Origin of the sequence: Sebaldella sp. S0638 (assembly GCF_024158605.1) — a bacterium.
GTDB lineage: Bacteria > Fusobacteriota > Fusobacteriia > Fusobacteriales > Leptotrichiaceae > Sebaldella.
This window is the reverse complement of sequence record NZ_JAMZGM010000075.1, coordinates 1-17,848: the sequence shown is the minus strand read 5'-3', so window position 1 is coordinate 17,848 and position 17,848 is coordinate 1. Positions and strand designations below refer to the sequence as shown.

The following is a 17,848-nucleotide window of genomic DNA, read 5'->3' as shown; positions in this document are numbered from 1 at the left end:
ATGGGTTTATTACTCCTTACCAGGCTAGATTCAATTTCTTTGGATCCTAATGTTCCCATTTTGCTTGACCATTACATACATTATTATAAAAAGTATTTTTATTTTGCTTTTAGATTGCATTTTTTCTCCTTATTTCAAATTCTCTTTTTTTGTAAATATCATTCAAAATTTTATTATAAATTTTGAAATAAACATATTTTATTACTACCCCAATGTTTTAGATACTTATTTTTGCATACAATTTTATATACAATAATAACTTGTTTACGTTCTGAAAAAGACCGAATAAAGATGAATTCCATTCAGCCTTTTTCATTACTATTATTTTACTCCTTAAAACTCTGCTTTAAATCCTACACTCAATACAGCATTATCCATATTTCCTCCGAAAGACTTCTGGTAACGTGCATCACCGTAAATGCTGGTTTTTTCCGTAGTTTTCAGATTGAATCCCAGTCCGGCTTCACCGTAACTTTTGTCATAATCTTCACCAATTGATGTTCCGTCTATTCTCAAATCTTTAAAGTCTGTAAAATCATGTACTATATTTGCCACTCCATATATCTGGCTTCCATTGCTGCTCATATCCTTAAATACCCTTAAGCCCCCTCTTCCGCGAAGCATATCTGTATTATATCCGTCTATATGTGAGTATGAATCATTAAAACTGCTGTAATGTGTATACTGATACATAATCTGTATCTGCGGTTCTATTCCCCAGCCGCTTTCATTTACAAAAGGCAGCCCGGCTTCCGCTGATATACCTGTACGCCATCCTTCCTGTGTGCTTTTATCTCCGTAAGAATCTTTGAAATTATTATTTAAAACACTGACTAACCCTACTATATCCAAATATGCAGAATTACTTGCTGTTTTAGTGTAGTAACCTCCCACGGCAGCACTTTGTGCATGCATTCTTCCGGTATTTTTCTCAGAACGCAGATTATCGAAAAAACGGGTATTAGCATAAGAATAATCCAGAATAAAGCCGGCATTATCAATTGTTCCTGCGCTGTTTACACTGTCATATATATCCATTCCAAACTGAACTCCTGTAATTGTCTGTTCATAATCAAACCTGTTCTTTCCGTCATTACGCTGATGACCGCCGTAAGCACGTATCCACATTTGTTTATCTTCTGTATACTCCTTTTCCTGTCTTCCCATTCTCTGATGATACGTAGAAAGCTGCAGCATTCCCTGTTCTGCATTTGCTTTTTGTCCTGAAATATAGTTAGATACTCCTGGTCTGTATGTTATTACAGGATCCTGAGAATTTACAGGCGGTGTTACTTTTTCTGGTTCTTGAGGCTCTCCGGGCTTTTCAGGTTCTTCAGGCTTCGTATAAAGGTAAGACCTCAAATACCAGTCACCGTCATTGGGTATACTCACTCCGCCTTTATACAGATTATACTCATATATTCCTGCCTGAACAGGTGCCGCCAGATTAAAATTCCCTGATGAATTACCGTCTATTTCTATTATTTTTATTCCTTCATTTGTAGCAGCTCCGTTCCCACCTGCTTTTTCTACATTTACCAGTGTTTCTCCAGATGTATTTCCTATTACATGCAGTTTATCAGTGATGGAATTATCATCTTCAAGAACTGTTTTTATATTTAAAACTCCGTTATTTCCTGTATAATCTCCATTTACCGTTAATGTTTTTCCGGTGTCGTTAAAAGTAACTGTCCCGGAATTATTAAGATCTCTGACCCATGAATCATCTGTTACTTCCCATGTACTTGATACTATATTCATATCAAGGGCGTTAACATTATTTATATTATTAACTGCACCTGTGAGCCATGAATTATTATTAAGGTTTACAGTTACATTACTGGTATTATCTGATTCTATATTTCCTGTAAGTATTGTATTATCGTTATTAAATGTAAATGTACTTCCATTGCTTACATTTAATAAATCTTTATTCCCTCCTGCTGTTGCTGTACTGCTGTATAAGCTGAGTGTACTGTCTAAAACCTGATCTGTGTTGCCGTTAATCGCAGTCACTCCGCCTGCTTGTATAAGATTCCCCTCATTATCCACATCAGTGGCGCTTCCTGTCACTATACTTGCCGCAGTCCCGTTATTTGTCAGCGTGACTCCATACAGTGTGACTTTCTGTCCGTCTGTTCCTGCTGAATTTGTCTGAAATTTTATTGCTGTTCCTTCAGAATGTATTCTTCCGCCCGAAGTAGAGTTAACGCTCGAACTATCGCCGATTAGATGAATACCGTATGAAGAAGCATCATTAGTCTCTATGTTAAGAACTCCTGCCGCTGCATGACCACCCGAAGAAACCAGAATCCCGTCTGATAATTCACCAGTGGTTGTTATCGAAACTGAATTAGAGTCAACACCTGCATTTGGACTATTCAGGAAGATTCCGTGTGATTTGCTTCCCAGCGTATTTATTGTTGTATTATTTCCTGTTATAATTTTACTTGAATCTTTAGCTGTGATTCCCGTAGATTCCTTATCGTTTGTTTTTATGCTGAAATTATCTCCTGCATTTACTACTCCATCTTTCGCAGTCACAATTCCGTCTGATTTTTCTTTCAGTGTTTCTATACTAAAGTCATTTCCCACAGTAATAATTCCGCCTGATCCGTTTGCGCTGATTATAAGTCCGTCTGAATTATTTCCGTTTGTAAGTATTGTTCCGTTATCGCCTATTAGTATTGAGCTGTCCACATTGTTAAGATATACTGCGTGAGCTGAACTTCCGGTTGTTTTCATTTCTGAATCTTTCCCTATTTTTATGGAAGAACCTCCGGTATATCCTGTTGTAGATGCACTTCCTCTGTCGGTATACACTGCATAAGAGCTTCCCGCATTCACTTCCACTTTCATTTTGTCACCTACAGTTACCTCACTGCTGTGATTCGCTCTCACTGCATAACCTGCTATTCCGGCTACTGTGAAATCAGCTTCATCTCCGACAATTACCTTTGACTGACCATTTGCATTTATACCATCGGCACTCACTCCGGATACTCTTACAACAAGTCCGTTTCCTATAGTTATTACACCAGTTGAATTATTATAATCACTGGTTCCCGAAGGATTGGTACGGATAGCATCTGCTGCCGTTCCTGTTGTTTTTATGGTAAGCCTGTCTCCTACTATCATATCTCCGCCAAAATTAGAATAAACACCTGCGTTTGCACCTATTCCGGCGCCATTTCCCGAACCGGACGTGATAATCGTAACATCATCCCCGTATTTAGGAGTCGAACCTGCCGAGTTATTCCAAATTGTCTGTGTAAAATCTGTTCCTGAAACTTCATATATAGTTTTTGATTCAGCAACTGCTGCTGCAGATAGAAAAAAGCCCAATACACTCAAATTGTTTTTCCATGCATTTTTAGTTTTCATTTTTCTCTCCATCTTTCTTTTTTTAAATTTCTCCTTCTTCAATTCCACTATATATTAAAATTCTGTATTCTTATACCTGTTTCTTTGAGAAATTAATTGATATTTTATTTTCAAATAGTTTTACCACTTTAAAATGATAATTATTTGAACTCAGTTCTTAATGAATGTTCATTCTAAAAAAATACAAAAAAATATATTGATTCTTTTTAATCTTTTCAAAATTGTATTGTTTCCAATAAAGTCTGACAACATATTTTATCATATTTTTTTTTAAAAAACAAGCATTAGTAAAAACACTGCCTGAAAGAGAATTATCAATACTCCCAGCATAATTTCAGTTTGAAAATCACAGCTGTTTTCTTTCTTTTCCATTCCAGGCAGTTAATTATTTATTTAGGTTGGTATTAAAACAGTTAAGTTACTTATTTACTTACAAGTATCCTGCCAGTTTGCAGGGTAAATAACGTATAAAAATCTTGCATAATCAGGTGCACTGAACTTTATTTTTGACCCTTTCGGGATTAAGATAATATCTCCCTTATTCCCTGTTACTTTTCTGCCGTCAATTATTATTTCCAGTGTTCCTTCCATTACATAATCTACTTCATCATAGTTCAAAGTCCAGTCAAATGTAGACTCTTCCATTTCCATAACTCCGCAGCTCAGTCTTTCACTTTCATCTATAGAAAAAACATCTGTAAGATATACTTTGTCATTTGGATTTCCTGTATCGAATTTCTCAGGCTTTACAGTACGTGCTTTCACCACTCCTACACCGCTTTTATCCATATATTTTTCAAAAGTATTTCCGTTTTTTCCTAATTCCTGCTCTACTACTTTTCTAATAATAGTTTCAAGCATATTTTTATCTAAATCTTTAAAATCCATTTGATTTTTCCTCCCAGTACCTTGTTTTATCCTCATTTTCTGACTAAAAACGAACAGATGAGGACAAGTGTTCTGATATTGATTATCTAAACACCAGTAACTTTAGATTATTTTTCTACTTTAGTCTTTTTTCTTGCGAATAATATTTTTGCTACAACTATTGCAGTAATTCCCCCAACTAATTTTCCTACTATCATTGGAAAAATCATACTTTTGTTTACCCCTCCGGTAAATCCTAAGTGATCTCCGAATACAAATGCCGCACTTACTGCGAAAGCAACGTTTATTATCTTACCGTTTTCATCCATATCTTTTAACATTCCAAACATTGGTATATTATTAGCAAGAGTGGCAACCAGTCCGGCAGCACCCATTTCGTTCATACCAAGGTGTTTTCCTACTTTTGTAAGAGGCTTTTTAAATGCTTTAGTAATAAAGTGTACCAGCGGGAATGCCCCTGCCAATACTATTGCTATTGATCCGATTACACTTATACCTTCGCTCAGCGGAGCCATTCCCGGTATAACTACTATTCCTGTTAATGTTTCCACTATTGCAGCCATTAACCCTATAGTAATTACTATTACTACTCCCTGTCCGAAAATAGTAAATCCTTTTGTCATTTTTTCCGGAATCAGCCATAATCCTACACAAATTAATACTGCGAAAATGATGATTGGTATCAGATTCATTATGATCATATTAATCCCGAATCCTGCTACAAGTCCTCCTGCAAGACATCCTAAAGGTATAGTTATCATCCCTGCAAGAACTCCTTTTGCAAGATAAGGTCTGTCTTCTTTTTCTATGATTCCCAAAGCTACAGGAATTGTAAATACCAGAGTCGGCCCCATCATAGCTCCCAGTATAAGACCTGCAAATAATCCTGCATTAGGATCTTTTGCCAGTTCCATTGCAAGCGGATAACCACCCATATCATTTGCCAAAAGTGTTGTAGCAAACATCGCAGGGTCAGCCCCGAGTGCAGTATACAAAGGTTCTACTACCGGTCTCAGAACTTTGGCAAGTACCGGTGCAAGTGATATTACCCCTACCATTGCAAGAGCCAGAGATCCCATTGCCATAAAACCTTCCTCGAATTTTTCCCCGTAACCGAATTTATTTCCTAAAATTTTATCTACTCCACCAATGATCATAAATATAACCATTATATAAATAATAATATCATTAATACCCATTATTCCTCCTTCTTATTTTAAGCAGCTTACCATTGTATACCTGAAAAACAGTGTTTTACCCTGATATGATACTTTTCTGTTTAGTATAAAAAAACTGTTTCTTTCCGGTATTGATTAATACCCTAACGGATTAGCTGCTACGGCTTTAACAGCCTCTGCGAATGCATCACATGCCGCTTTACATGCTGACTGGCTTCCAGTTAACAGACCTCCGCCAAAGTTAGTTTCTGATGGCGGTCCGTAAAATGCCACTAATTCCACATTAGCTGACTTTAGTGCTACATCCAGAGCGTACATAGCTTCTAAAGGCGGTGCAATCAGATATGCTATTGATTCTCCTTCTGGTATTCCTGCTACTTCTGAAAGGTATGAACCTGTTCTTGAAATGCAGTGTGCATAAAATGCTATTGAATCATCTTCGTTAGCACTTATAAAAGATGCTTCATTTTCAATGAAATCAACTATAGCGCTTAATCCGCTTTTTACTTCTGCAGGATTTGGTCCCGAAATTATACCTATTACTTCTCCGGCAAGCTTTGTATTTGCATTTGCCGCCCCTCCGTAGAAAGATTTTGCGTATACCACTTTTACATCTGCTTTTTTAGTAGCATCGTCTAATGCCGTATATGTAACGTCATCACAGTCAGAAGTTACCAATCCGATACTTCTGTGTCCTTCCGGCAGTTCAAATTCCTTACACATAGCCAGATCCACATTTGGTATTATTCTTACCGCAAGAACACTTGCTTTTAGTCTGTCATCTTTCATTTTTTTCCTCCTAAAATTATTATAATTTTAAATCTTGTCCGCTTGCTTTAGCGTCGAGTATTTTTTTGATTAAGTCAGCTACGTGTGCTCCTGCTTCTGCTGCAGGCGTTCCGTCTTTGTGAATATTAGAAACTACTGTTCTTTTTGCTTCCGGTATTCCTACATATGCTTTATACACTATATATGCACTCATACTTTCTGCTGTAGTCAGTCCCGGTCTCTCACCTATTAAAACACACACTACATCTGGTTTTAATATATCTGAGATATGATCCTCAGCAGCTACTCTTCCATACTTCACAAAAAACGGAGTACCTGTATCTATTCCATACCCTTTTAATCCGTTTAACACAGCCGGAAGTATATTTTTTGTATTTGCTTCCACTGCTGTAGAGCTTAATCCGTCAGATACATATACCTGTACTGTAGGAGACTTTTTACATTTTTCCTCAAGCAGTTTTATACCTTCAGGTGAAATTTTTCTTCCAAGGTCAGGTCTTGTTATATATTCATCTCTGTCTTTACATTCAGTTGTTACTTCAAACAGCCCTGCTTCTTCCAAAAATGACTCAGGTACATCATTAAATACTGCATCCTGTGCAGCAGCATGGTCTGCTCTGAATCTTAGGAGTACATCTGTCTTAAATCTTGTTCCTGCTCTTCCTATTCCCAGTCTTGCAGAAGTTCTCTGCTTTAACTTCATATATTCTTCTCTGTTGGCAGGATTATCTACTAATAACTGATCTTTTATATTTATATCCCCTAAATCAACCAGCTGATCATCAGAAACATTTTCTTTTACTGATGAAGAAGCTTTGAAGTCATTTCCTGCTGCTACCGGAATATTAGGCTGTCCGTTACTGCCCATTTCATCTATCACTTTTCCTATGATTTCTCTTAATTCTCTTTCTGATAACATTATAATCCTCCTTATTTTAAGAAAATTGAAGCGTCCCCAGCTATATCTGTGAGCTTACCATTTTTCATTATATTCATTTTTTCAAGCCATTTTTCAAATTCTTTTATAGGTTTTACCTTACCTAGATTTCTTAATGTTGCTAAATCGTGGAAAGAAGTAGTCTGGTAATTTAACATGATATCGTCACCTGCAGGTATTCCCATAAAGTAGTTACATCCTGCAAGAGTCAGAAGCATTTCCAGATTTTCTATATCATTCTGGTCAGCTTTCATATGGTTAGTGTAGCATGCGTCCACTCCCATAGATATTCCTGTAAGTTTCCCCATAAAGTGATCTTCCAGTCCTGCTCTTATTACCTGTTTGCTGTTATACAGATATTCTGGTCCGATGAACCCTACTACTGTATTAACAAGGAAAGGATTATATCTTTTTGCAAAACCGTAACATCTTGCTTCCATTGTCACCTGATCTGCACCGTGGTGAGCGTCAGACGATAATTCAGAACCCTGTCCTGTTTCAAAGTACATTACATTCGGTCCTGTAGATGTTCCGTGTTTTAGTACAAGCTGTCTTGCTTCTTCTATCATAGTTCCTGTTATTCCAAAAGCTTCATTTCCTTTTTCAGATCCTGCTATACTTTGGAATATCATATCTGTTGGTGCTCCTCTTTTTACTGCTTCCATTTGTGTAGTTACATGGGCAAGTACGCAGATTTGTGTAGGAATTTCCCATTTAGTTTTTATTTCATGGAATCTTTCTAATACTCTCATTACGCTGTCCACACTGTCATCCACCGGGTTCAGACCTATAAGGGCATCTCCTATACCATAGCTTAGTCCTTCATAAGTAGAAAGCATAATTCCGTCTGGATCATCAGTAGTATGGTTTGGCTGAAGTCTTACTGCAAGAACTCCTTCTTCACCTATTGTAGTATTACAGTGTGCAGTAATTCTGATTTTGCTTGCAGCACATACAAGATCCATATTAGTCATAAGCTTGGCAACACCTGCTACCATTTCACTTGTAAGTCCTCTGCTAATTCTTTTTATATCGTCACCTGAAGTTCTCAAACTTAGTATCCACTCTCTAAGTTCACTTACACTCCAGTTCTTTACTTCATTATAGATTTTTTCGTTAACATCATCCTGTATTATTCTTGTTACTTCATCTTCTTCATATCCTACCACAGGGTTATTTCTAAGGTCAGAAAGTTTTAATTCAGCAAGTACAGCCTTAGCTGCTACTCTTTCTTCTGCTGTGGCCGCCGACACACCTGCCAGTGTATCTCCAGATCTTTCTTCATTCGCTTTGGCAAGAACTTCTTTTACATCCTTGAATTCATAGACATGACCAAATAATTTTGTCTTTAATACCATTAATTTCACCTCTCTTAGTTTTTCTTTACCCGCTCTGAAGCATTAATAACTGAAAACCAGTGTTTTTATTACTACAGGGAGTACGTTTCCATTGCCCAAAGGAGCTCCTATATCTATATAGTCTCCGTTTTTTACTTTTATTCCATCTATACAAATTAAATTTCTGTTCTGTAAATCTAATTTCATACACTGCCCCAAAACTTTTGCCATATCATTCTCCACAATGACAATAATCGGAGAACCTGTGTTTATTCTATTCTGCATTACTCTGGAAATAACACGCCCCAATTCTGAAATTTCCTGATAGTCCATATTATGTTTTCCGGTTAGTGCCAATGCTGTATTTTCCTGTTCATTCTGCGAGTTAAACCAGCCAAGCTTGTGATCCATGATTTCTTCCAGTTCTGTAAGGGAACTTTCCTCATCTTTACTGCTGAGTTTCAGTATAGGAATATTCTTTATCGGGAAAATCCCGCTTGAATAAGTTATGGTACTCCCGCTTATCTCGGTAGTATGGCTTCCCGCCCCCACAACTGTTGCCCCTATTGTTTCACCAAGCTTTATTATATTTATATTCAGCTGTTCTGCGAGCTTTTTTATTTCCTGCCCCAGAATTATCCCTATATCATCATATTCAAATAATCCTGCTTCTTTTCCTCCGTAAATAAAATCTGCTACCCCGCCTGTAAATGAATAATATTCAGGCTTAAAATTCTTTTTGAAATCCTGATAAGTTATAATTTCTCTATATAAATCAGTCTTATCAAAAAATTCCATACTTTCAAACATAAGTTCGCCCATTCTTCTGCATATCTTCCGAAGGACGGTTTCGTCTGCCCTGTCGCCTATATTTATGCTTACTCCCACATCTTTTGCCACATCATACATTTTCTTATAGATATATGATATTTTCCCGCTGCTGTCGAGTTTTATAAGCCTTCCGCCAATATCAAGACATGTTGTATCCTCTATATCGCCTCTGTTAAATATAGCTACATTCGTGGTACCGCCGCCTATGTCGAAATTTACTATAGAAGTATTTTTATCTTCTGCAAAGCCAAATGCTCCTGAACCCTTTCCGGCAATTATGCTTTCCAGATCAGGCCCTGCTGTGGCAACTACGAAGTCTCCTGCCATTCCGCTGAGTGCTGCCAGCACCTCTTTTGCATTTTCTTTTCTGGCAGTCTCTCCGGTAATTATAACAGCTCCTGTAGAAACATCCCCGTAATTAACCCCTGCTTTTTTATACTCATTCTCAATAATTTTCCGTACTTTTTCAGTATCTATTTTTGTTTCTGTCTCCAGAGGGGTAATATATATATCACTTCTGTATATTACTTCTTTTCCCGTTATCTTTATCTGGGGAACACTAAATGCCGAAGCACGGTTTTCTATATATATCTTTGAAAATATAAGTTGTGTAGTGGATGTTCCTATGTCTATCCCTACGCTTAATATTTCTTCCGTCATTTGAACTCTCCTTGTAAGAGACTGCTTTTATTTTCAAAAGCATCTGTTTTTCAATAAAAGTTACGGGTGATTGTCAAAAAAATAAGGAACTCAAAAAACACCATATGTCTATGTTCTTTGAGCTCCTTTGCTCCTAGTGTTTTAACTGACCTCTATTTATATTAATAATTTCTTTCAATACTAAAACACTTCTATACTTATTTTCAGCTTCCAAAATGAAACCTGAGTAAGTTATTAATTTTCAAAGTCAAAAACTATTATCGTTCCGTTTTTTGTGGACTTAATTTCAATAGTTCCGAAAAGTTTTTCCTTTACCAGACTTTTCACTATCTGTAGTCCCAAACTTTCATTTTTGAAGTCTTTTGACTTAAAACCAACCCCATTGTCGGCTATTGTCACTTTTGATTTAATTTTCCCCTGTTTTACGGTAATATCTATTTTTCCGCTTGTCATTCCCTTGAAGCCGTGTGTTATCGAATTCTGCACAAGCTCGTTGGCTATCAGGGCTATTGAAGTAGACTTATCGGAATTTATCTTAAAGTCATCACCGGAAATACTTGTTTTTAAATCTAAATTTTCTCCTATACTTGCTCTTATTGAATTTTTCAAAATTTTTGAAAACATCTCTTTTATTTTAAGATCATCTAATCCATTTTGTGCCAATATCTCATGTGTTACTGCTATACTGAGTATACGGTTTATACTTTCATTAAAAGCCTGTCTTACTGCTTCATCCTCGGTTTTTCTTGCCTGTATTCTGAGAAGACTTGCTATAGTCTGAAGATTATTCTTTACTCTGTGGTGTATCTCTTTTATTGCTACTGATTTTACTATAAGCTCTTTCTCTTTTTCCTTTATCTCAGTGAGATCTTTTATAAAGAGAACTACATTTTTCACATTTTTGGATTCTTTTATCAGGTAATAATGTATGTTTAGATCCATCTTTGCTATGTGTATGTCTGCACTTGCGGGTATTATCCCTTCCAGTACATCCTTAAAAGCTATATTATTCAAGACTATATTGCTGAATTTAGCTCCGAGAATATTATGCTTATACCCTATTTTTTTGTAAATATTTTTTGCTTTGGAATTAGCATATATCAGTATCCCTTTTTCGTTAAAAATAATAATCCCGTCATTTATGTAGTCGATTATTTTCTGCTCTTTTGTCATTTCCATTGAACTTCTGAGAAGTTCGTTTGTTGCATCATGCAGAAAATTCAGTTCTTTATTTAATCCGGTATCATTACTTCCCTCTTCTACTATAAGGACACCTATTACTTCTTCTTTTTCATTTTTTATAGGGACAACATTCTGTCTTACCAGAGTATTTTCCTGAGTCAGGGCTTTATAATCCCTTGACGGAAGTCCTGTTTCCAGCGTTCTTAAAACAGCCGGCTCATTTTTTCTATATGCATACTGTCCTACTACACTCTGTGTATAGCTCGAACCTGTTTCAGGATTAGCTTCTGCTACTACTATTGCTGCATCATTAATTCCTGTAGGGCAGTCTATGAATATATCCGCCTTTAGCAGTTTACTTAATACTGTCAGTCCTTCGGCTATTTTTTCCAATTTTCTTATACTTTTGTCCGATAGAGTAGTGTATTGTTTACATATAGGTCTAAGCATTATTTTCCCCCGATAAAATTATAATATCAATTATTTTCCCCATATCGCATCTTTTATCCATGCTAAGACTTCTAATGTATGTATATGCTTCCTTCTCAGTCATTTTATCTCTTTCCATAAGGATACTCTTTGCTATATCCAGTTTTTTTCTGTCTTCCAGTTTCTGGTTGGTCTTCAGATACTTCTTTTCCAAAGCCTCAAACTCTTCCTGTTTGCTTAATATTACTTCCAGATTAGGCAGAAAAGATTTTTCGTCTATAGGTTTTACTATATAACCTGAAACCCCTATATTCTTAGCTTCCTCTATAAACTCCTGACTCGAATAAGCTGTGAGCAATACTGCTCCTCTTGCCAGTTTATCCTTTATGATTATTTTCGAGGCTTTTAATCCGTCTAATATTGGCATCTTAACATCCATTATAACGAAATCCGGCTTTAGTTTTTTGCACTGCTCTATGGCGTCAAAGCCGTCTGCTGCCTGACCTACCACGTCGTAACCGCCTTCTTTCAATATCTCACAGATGTCCATTCTTGTTATTGGCTCATCATCTACTACTATTACTCTTCTCATTTTTCACCTTTGTCATAATATATTTTTAAATAGATTATACTCTTAAAACATTAAATTAATATAAAGTTTCCAATAATTCTCTTATTTCATTTCTGTTAAATTTTCTAGGATTATATTCAGTGGCAATATCCTTGTATATAAGGTCAATAATATCTTCCAAATCATTGAAATACTGCTCTCGTGATATTTTCATTTCTCCCAGACTCATTGGAATGCCCATTTTTGCTTTTCTGAGATCTATTGCTTTAGCTAAGATAGCGGCTCCTTCGCCTTCTCTTTTTAAGCTGAATTCCAAAGCTTTCGCTATTTCATCATATGCTTTGCCTGCGCCTGCCACTTTGCTGTTAAACAAAATAACTTTAGGCATTATCACAGCATTTGCTCTTCCATGAGGTATATGATACTTAGCACCTATGGCATGTGCAATACTGTGGTTAATTCCAAGCGAAGAATTGCTGAAAGCAATCCCGGCCATACATGAAGCCAGCTGCATATTTATTCTTTCTGCTTCCAGTTCCGGATTTTCATAATTACTTACCAGATCATTGAAAACAGTTTTTATAGCACCAAGTGCCAGACTGCTGGTAAACATATTAGCCTTTAATGATACATATGCTTCTACTGCGTGTGTAAGGACATCCATTCCTGTATCTGCTATTATCTGCGGCGGCAGTGTTCTGATGAATTCCGGATCAAGTATTGCTATATGAGGGAGCATTTCCTCATCGCTGATTGCTATTTTCCTTCCTTCGGAAGTGATTACCGAATAAGTGGTAACCTCTGATCCTGTACCGCTTGTAGTTGGTATTACTATGAATATCTGTTTCTTTGTTTCCTCGTTCAGAGCTTTTTTTATTTTTTTGGTAAAATATATTATCCCCTTACATGCATCTATAGGAGACCCTCCGCCTATAGCTATTACACAATCAGGATCAAATTTATTAAGCTCTATCATCCCCTCTATTATTTCTTCATCTGTTGGATCAGGTTTTATATTGGAAAAAATTTTGATTTCCACATTCATTTTTTCAAGAATGTTTGTTATGTTATCTACTACTTTTAACCTTACCATATTTTCATCAGTAACGATAAAAACTCTGTTTATATCCAGTTCTTTCAAACTTTTTAACGAATTTTTCCCGTAATAAATCCTTGGTTTTACCTGAAATAAATCCATTTAACTATCCTCCTTTATGTATCATGATAGTTAATTAAGGGTTTTTATAATTAACTCATTGACTTTATTTTGTTTATTACTTTCTGTACCATAGAGTTATCTGTTATATTAAAATCTTTTTCAAGAATCTCTTTTATCTTTAATTCCAGACTTTGATTTTCATAAACTATTTCTGCCCCGGCTTCTCTTATCTTATCTCTTGCTCCGGGTGTTATTATCATATCACTAGAGGCAACAAATTTTTTACCGGATATGTATTCAGAAAAATTACCTATGGTTACTAATTTCTTTTTCATATTTTCACCAGTCCTATTCTAAACTATCTATGATCCCCACTATAGTTGCATCTACCGGTGTTTCATTGTCAAAAACGTGTCTTGCAGAACTTCCGCTCACGACGATAACACTGTCACCGATTCCTGCACCTATGTAATCTGCAGCAACTATGCTTCTTGCTCCGCTGCTGTCTTTTATTTCCACCACCATAAGCTTCAGACCTGAAAGTTTCGGGTCTTTTCTAGTTGCCCATACATTTCCTATAACTTTTCCAATTAACATAATTTAACCTCTTTCATAAAGTATCTCTATATTATTTTCTTTAATATATTCCATGGCAAGTGGTGTTATTATACTTTTTTTATCTAAAATAAGTCCTGCATTTTTTAGATTTCTTTCCCGTAATTTTGATACTGTAATTACACCTTTTAGTACTGTTTTTTCTGTAACTGCTCCCATTTTATCTATCAGATCTACTCTTTTTACCACTAAAATCCCGTATTTTATAATAGCAGACAGATACTTATCATAAGTTTCCATCAAAGCCTTCGGCTCTGAATATCTTTTATATTCAAGCCCTTCTTCCACTATATATACAGTCTTTTTTGCCAGTAAACCGCTGATTGCCGGATGAGTTTTCCCGGAAGCTATATCTATCATATCATTAATTCCGAGAGTGGAAATCACCAGAATTTCACCATTTTCCGAGATTCTTACTTTCTTTGATAATTCGTCCTTCAAAAGAACGTCATCTCCGAAAAACTGTATCTGAGCCGGTTCATTTTCTGCTTTTTTTTCTTCCAGTATTCTTAACAGTTCTTTTTTTATCAGTTCTGTGAGTTTGTCTGTATCCATTGGTTCCTCCTACTTTCTATAGATACTTCCCGTTGTCCCACTTTCGAATCCGCAGGCATTTGCCTCGTCATAATCTATATGCATGCTAAGTTTAAAAGAATCTTTTACCCTTATCAAAACATCATCAAAGATCAGAGGTCTTCTTCCGTTTACTCTTACTTTTACTATCTCCCCGTCTTTTACTCCGAGTTTTCCTGCGTCTTCCGGAGTCATATGCACATGTCTCTGTGCTACTATTACTCCCTTATCTATTTTTATAAATTTATCTCCCACACCTATTAATACTCCTGGTGTTCCTTCTATTTTCCCGCTCTCTCTGATTACTCCTTTTACTCCTATAGTAGTACAGTCTGTGAGCGATAGTTCCACTTGTGTTTCATTTCTGCACGGCCCTAATATTACCACGCCGGAGAATTCTCCTTTTGAACCTATTACTCTGACCCTTTCTTTACAGGCGTACTGCCCTGGCTGGGACAGATCCTTAACCGGAGTCAGTTTATAGTCATCACCGAACAGATATTTCATATGCTCTTCTGACAGGTGAATGTGTCTTCCTGAGGCTTCTACCATGAATTCATCGCCGGAATCACTGAGCATTTCCTTTATCTTTTCTCTGACTATTTTTTCCAATTCGATTTTATCCATATTGGTCTCCTATTTTTTATTTAAGTAACTGATTGACTATACTCAGACTATATCCAAGCATTGAACAAGACTTATTTATAATCCCCATTATTAGCCTTTAACATCATTAAATAGAAAATACTGCTTAATCTGTTCAAAGCTTTTAATATATCGTTATGTTCCGTTCTTCCTTCTTTATAAAAAGCATCTACTGCAGCTACTTCACATTCCCGCGATAATGCTCTCAGACAGTTTATATCAATTACATCTTCACCGAAATCTGCATTTATTTCAAAAAGATGTCCTGTTTTAAAGTATTTCACTGTATTATGTGTAATATCTTTAAGACTGTCTATACTGTGACCTAATACGTCTCTCTCTATAAATTCCGAATCAGTCATCTCACATATAAAAAGATCCCTTACATATCTGTATGCCTGTGAAAAATCACTTTCCAGCTTTTTATTTTTCTGGTATTTCTTCCAGTATTTTACTGTTTCTGCCTGAAGAATATCGAATTTCCCCCTGAGAATTATCCTCTTATGATTTTTCACCACAAGGTAATTCCCAAAAATCTGTGTCATATATTCCGGTTTTTTCTCAAACAGTGCATCGGTGACATAGCATTTATACTTATAAACCGGTGCAGCTTCTTTGACTGTGTTCTCAGACACCGCAGATACTGCAGGACTTTCACTTCTATTATCAGGATCAAGTTTTCTACTGCTTAAGAATTCTCTGGCTGAGGGTGTAAGAATATCTTTTTTATTTATTGTCAAAGTATTCAGCTTTCCCTGCTTTTCCAGTTTCCTTAAAAATTCTTCAGTAATAACAGGCATATATACCACAACCTATTCTTAAGATAAAAGTTCATTTAAAACTTTTTTCACGATCTGCTCAAGGTCTGCTTCTGCTCCTGACGAACATTCACAGCTGCTTCCTCCTTCATTTCTCAAATCGCATAATTCTTTTGTCCCGTAAGCTGCTCTTCTGATATTCATCAGATTCAGAGGAGATATATTATCAGAAGTAGAACTTCCTCCTACCGCTCCGCATCCAAGCGTAAATGCCGGTGCAAGATTAGTAGTCGCTCCTACGCCTCCAAGAGCCGCAGCTGTGTTAATAAGAAGTCTTGAAACAGGTTTTTTCAATGCGAATTCCCTGATTACATAATCATTTTCCGAATGAATTGTCATAGTATGCCCGACTCCTTCATTCTGTAAAATTTCTATACATCTTTCACAAGCTGTTTCCCAGTTTTCCTCTGTGTAAAATCCTAAAACAGGACATAATTTTTCTCTTGAGTAAGGATTAGCATGTGAAACTTCTCTTTCCTCAGAAACAAGAACTCTTGTATCTGAAGGCACAGATATCCCTGCCATTTCAGCTATATAAACAGCTGTTCTTCCTACGATTTTCGGATTCATCGTTCCGTTTGCCCTCATAAGAATGCTTCCTACTCTGTCTCTTTCTTCTCTGTTCAAAAAGTAAGCTCCCTGTTTTTTCAGTTCTGCTATTACTTCGTTTCTGATAATGCTTTCAGTAACAATTGACTGTTCAGAGGCACATATTACCCCGTTATCAAAAGTCTTACTGTCCAGTATTCTTTTTACTGCCAGTTTTACATCTGCACTTCTTTCAATGAATGCAGGTCCGTTACCCGGCCCTACGCCTATTGCAGGTGTTCCTGAACTGTAGGCAGCTTTTACCATAGCTTCTCCGCCTGTGGCAAGAATAAGCGATGTGTCTTTATGCTTCATAAGTTCGTTAGTTGCCTGTAGTGTAGGTGTTTTTATTACACCTATAAGACCTTTTGGTGCTCCCATTCTCTCAGCAGCATTTATTAATATTTCTGCTGTTCTTAGGATACATTCCTTTGCATTGGGATGCGGGCTTATTACTACTGCATTTCCTGCTTTCAGGGATATCATTGTTTTGTATATTACTGTAGAAGTAGGGTTAGTTGACGGGATCAACGCTGCTATAATTCCCATTGGAACACCTATCTCTATTATTTTTGCATTTTTATCCTCATTTATGATCCCTGTAGTTTTCATATCTTTTATATATTCATACACGCCCTGTGCTGCAAGACGGTTTTTTAGTACCTTATCTTCCCATTTACCAAATCCAGTTTCCTGATTTGCCATTTTTGCCAGTTCCACTTCATGTTTTGTAGCTTCCTGGCTAAGTTCTTTTATGATTGCATCTATTTGTTCCTGAGTAAAAGTCGAATATATGCTCTGAGCTTTTTTGGCTTCTTTCAGCAAATCACGTACTTCCTGTATTGATAGTAAATCCTTATCCATACTTCTCCCTTCTAAGAAACCTCTTTATTATTCTGCTGTTATTTTTACTTTTGGTAATATAGCTTCTATTTCACTGTGCGGTCTTGGAATTACATGAATAGAAACTAATTCTCCTACTCTTTCCGCTGCTGCTGCTCCTGCATCTGTAGCTGCTTTTACTGCTCCTACGTCTCCTCTTACCATTACTGTAACAAGACCTCCGCCTATGTGTTCTTTTCCTATTAATGTAACATTAGCCGCTTTTACCATTGCATCTGCTGCCTCTATTGCTGCTACTAATCCTTTAGTCTCTATCATTCCCAATGCGTTTAAAACTGCCATTGTTCTACCTCCTTGTATAATATGTTTGTAGTTAAAAAAGCTAAATTAACTACTTAAAATCTTTGTTACTTTATGTAAT

The 17,848-nt window shown here is 36.4% G+C and carries 17 protein-coding genes; all 17 read right to left on the bottom strand.

Translation table 11 applies throughout. The features are described from left to right. Positions 1 to 333: 333 nt before the first annotated feature. Positions 334 to 3,384 (bottom strand): autotransporter outer membrane beta-barrel domain-containing protein, encoded by a 3,051-nt coding sequence (locus NK213_RS15990; RefSeq protein WP_253350893.1) that lies wholly within the window; start codon positions 3,382 to 3,384, stop codon positions 334 to 336. A 426-nt stretch (positions 3,385 to 3,810) separates the two neighbouring features. Continuing rightward, the gene (locus tag NK213_RS15985; protein WP_253350891.1) at positions 3,811 to 4,272 is read right to left on the bottom strand and encodes a cupin domain-containing protein; all 462 of its coding nucleotides are present in this window, start codon (positions 4,270 to 4,272) and stop codon (positions 3,811 to 3,813) included. A gap of 107 nt (positions 4,273 to 4,379) precedes the next feature. Beyond that, positions 4,380 to 5,471 (bottom strand): ethanolamine utilization protein EutH, encoded by a 1,092-nt coding sequence (gene eutH / locus NK213_RS15980; RefSeq protein ID WP_253350890.1) that lies wholly within the window; start codon positions 5,469 to 5,471, stop codon positions 4,380 to 4,382. A 114-nt stretch (positions 5,472 to 5,585) separates the two neighbouring features. Then, on the bottom strand, positions 5,586 to 6,239 hold the full coding sequence (gene eutL, locus NK213_RS15975) for an ethanolamine utilization microcompartment protein EutL (protein ID WP_253350888.1): 654 nt from the start codon (positions 6,237 to 6,239) through the stop codon (positions 5,586 to 5,588). A gap of 19 nt (positions 6,240 to 6,258) precedes the next feature. After that, a complete protein-coding gene (eutC, locus tag NK213_RS15970) occupies positions 6,259 to 7,158 on the bottom strand; it encodes an ethanolamine ammonia-lyase subunit EutC (protein ID WP_253350887.1) in 900 nt (299 codons plus the stop codon). A gap of 11 nt (positions 7,159 to 7,169) precedes the next feature. After that, positions 7,170 to 8,534, bottom strand: a complete 1,365-nt coding sequence (locus NK213_RS15965) for an ethanolamine ammonia-lyase subunit EutB (RefSeq protein WP_253350884.1) — start codon at positions 8,532 to 8,534, stop codon at positions 7,170 to 7,172. A gap of 42 nt (positions 8,535 to 8,576) precedes the next feature. Beyond that, entirely contained in the window at positions 8,577 to 10,004 is a 1,428-nt protein-coding gene (gene eutA / locus NK213_RS15960; protein ID WP_253350883.1) for an ethanolamine ammonia-lyase reactivating factor EutA, read from the bottom strand. Positions 10,005 to 10,238: 234 nt separating this feature from the next. After that, on the bottom strand, positions 10,239 to 11,636 hold the full coding sequence (locus NK213_RS15955) for a sensor histidine kinase (protein ID WP_253350881.1): 1,398 nt from the start codon (positions 11,634 to 11,636) through the stop codon (positions 10,239 to 10,241). Next, complete coding sequence (locus tag NK213_RS15950) at positions 11,629 to 12,207, bottom strand: ANTAR domain-containing response regulator (protein ID WP_253350873.1); 579 nt, start codon at positions 12,205 to 12,207, stop codon at positions 11,629 to 11,631. The genes NK213_RS15955 and NK213_RS15950 overlap by 8 nt, the downstream gene beginning before the upstream one ends. A gap of 55 nt (positions 12,208 to 12,262) precedes the next feature. Beyond that, on the bottom strand, positions 12,263 to 13,384 hold the full coding sequence (locus tag NK213_RS15945) for a 1-propanol dehydrogenase PduQ (protein ID WP_253350871.1): 1,122 nt from the start codon (positions 13,382 to 13,384) through the stop codon (positions 12,263 to 12,265). 50 nt (positions 13,385 to 13,434) lie between these two features. Further along, positions 13,435 to 13,680, bottom strand: a complete 246-nt coding sequence (locus NK213_RS15940; protein ID WP_253350869.1) for a hypothetical protein — start codon at positions 13,678 to 13,680, stop codon at positions 13,435 to 13,437. Positions 13,681 to 13,693: 13 nt separating this feature from the next. After that, the gene (locus NK213_RS15935) at positions 13,694 to 13,942 is read right to left on the bottom strand and encodes a EutN/CcmL family microcompartment protein (RefSeq protein WP_253350867.1); all 249 of its coding nucleotides are present in this window, start codon (positions 13,940 to 13,942) and stop codon (positions 13,694 to 13,696) included. Positions 13,943 to 13,945: 3 nt separating this feature from the next. Then, positions 13,946 to 14,515 (bottom strand): ethanolamine utilization protein, encoded by a 570-nt coding sequence (locus NK213_RS15930; RefSeq protein WP_253350858.1) that lies wholly within the window; start codon positions 14,513 to 14,515, stop codon positions 13,946 to 13,948. A gap of 9 nt (positions 14,516 to 14,524) precedes the next feature. Beyond that, positions 14,525 to 15,160, bottom strand: a complete 636-nt coding sequence (eutD, locus tag NK213_RS15925) for an ethanolamine utilization phosphate acetyltransferase EutD (RefSeq protein ID WP_253350856.1) — start codon at positions 15,158 to 15,160, stop codon at positions 14,525 to 14,527. 71 nt (positions 15,161 to 15,231) lie between these two features. Continuing rightward, positions 15,232 to 15,978, bottom strand: coding sequence for a cobalamin adenosyltransferase (locus NK213_RS15920; protein WP_253350847.1), 747 nt, complete (start codon positions 15,976 to 15,978; stop codon positions 15,232 to 15,234). Positions 15,979 to 15,996: 18 nt separating this feature from the next. Beyond that, complete coding sequence (locus NK213_RS15915; RefSeq protein ID WP_253350844.1) at positions 15,997 to 17,448, bottom strand: acetaldehyde dehydrogenase (acetylating); 1,452 nt, start codon at positions 17,446 to 17,448, stop codon at positions 15,997 to 15,999. A 27-nt stretch (positions 17,449 to 17,475) separates the two neighbouring features. Next, the gene (gene eutM / locus NK213_RS15910; RefSeq protein ID WP_253350842.1) at positions 17,476 to 17,769 is read right to left on the bottom strand and encodes an ethanolamine utilization microcompartment protein EutM; all 294 of its coding nucleotides are present in this window, start codon (positions 17,767 to 17,769) and stop codon (positions 17,476 to 17,478) included. Positions 17,770 to 17,848: the final 79 nt, after the last annotated feature.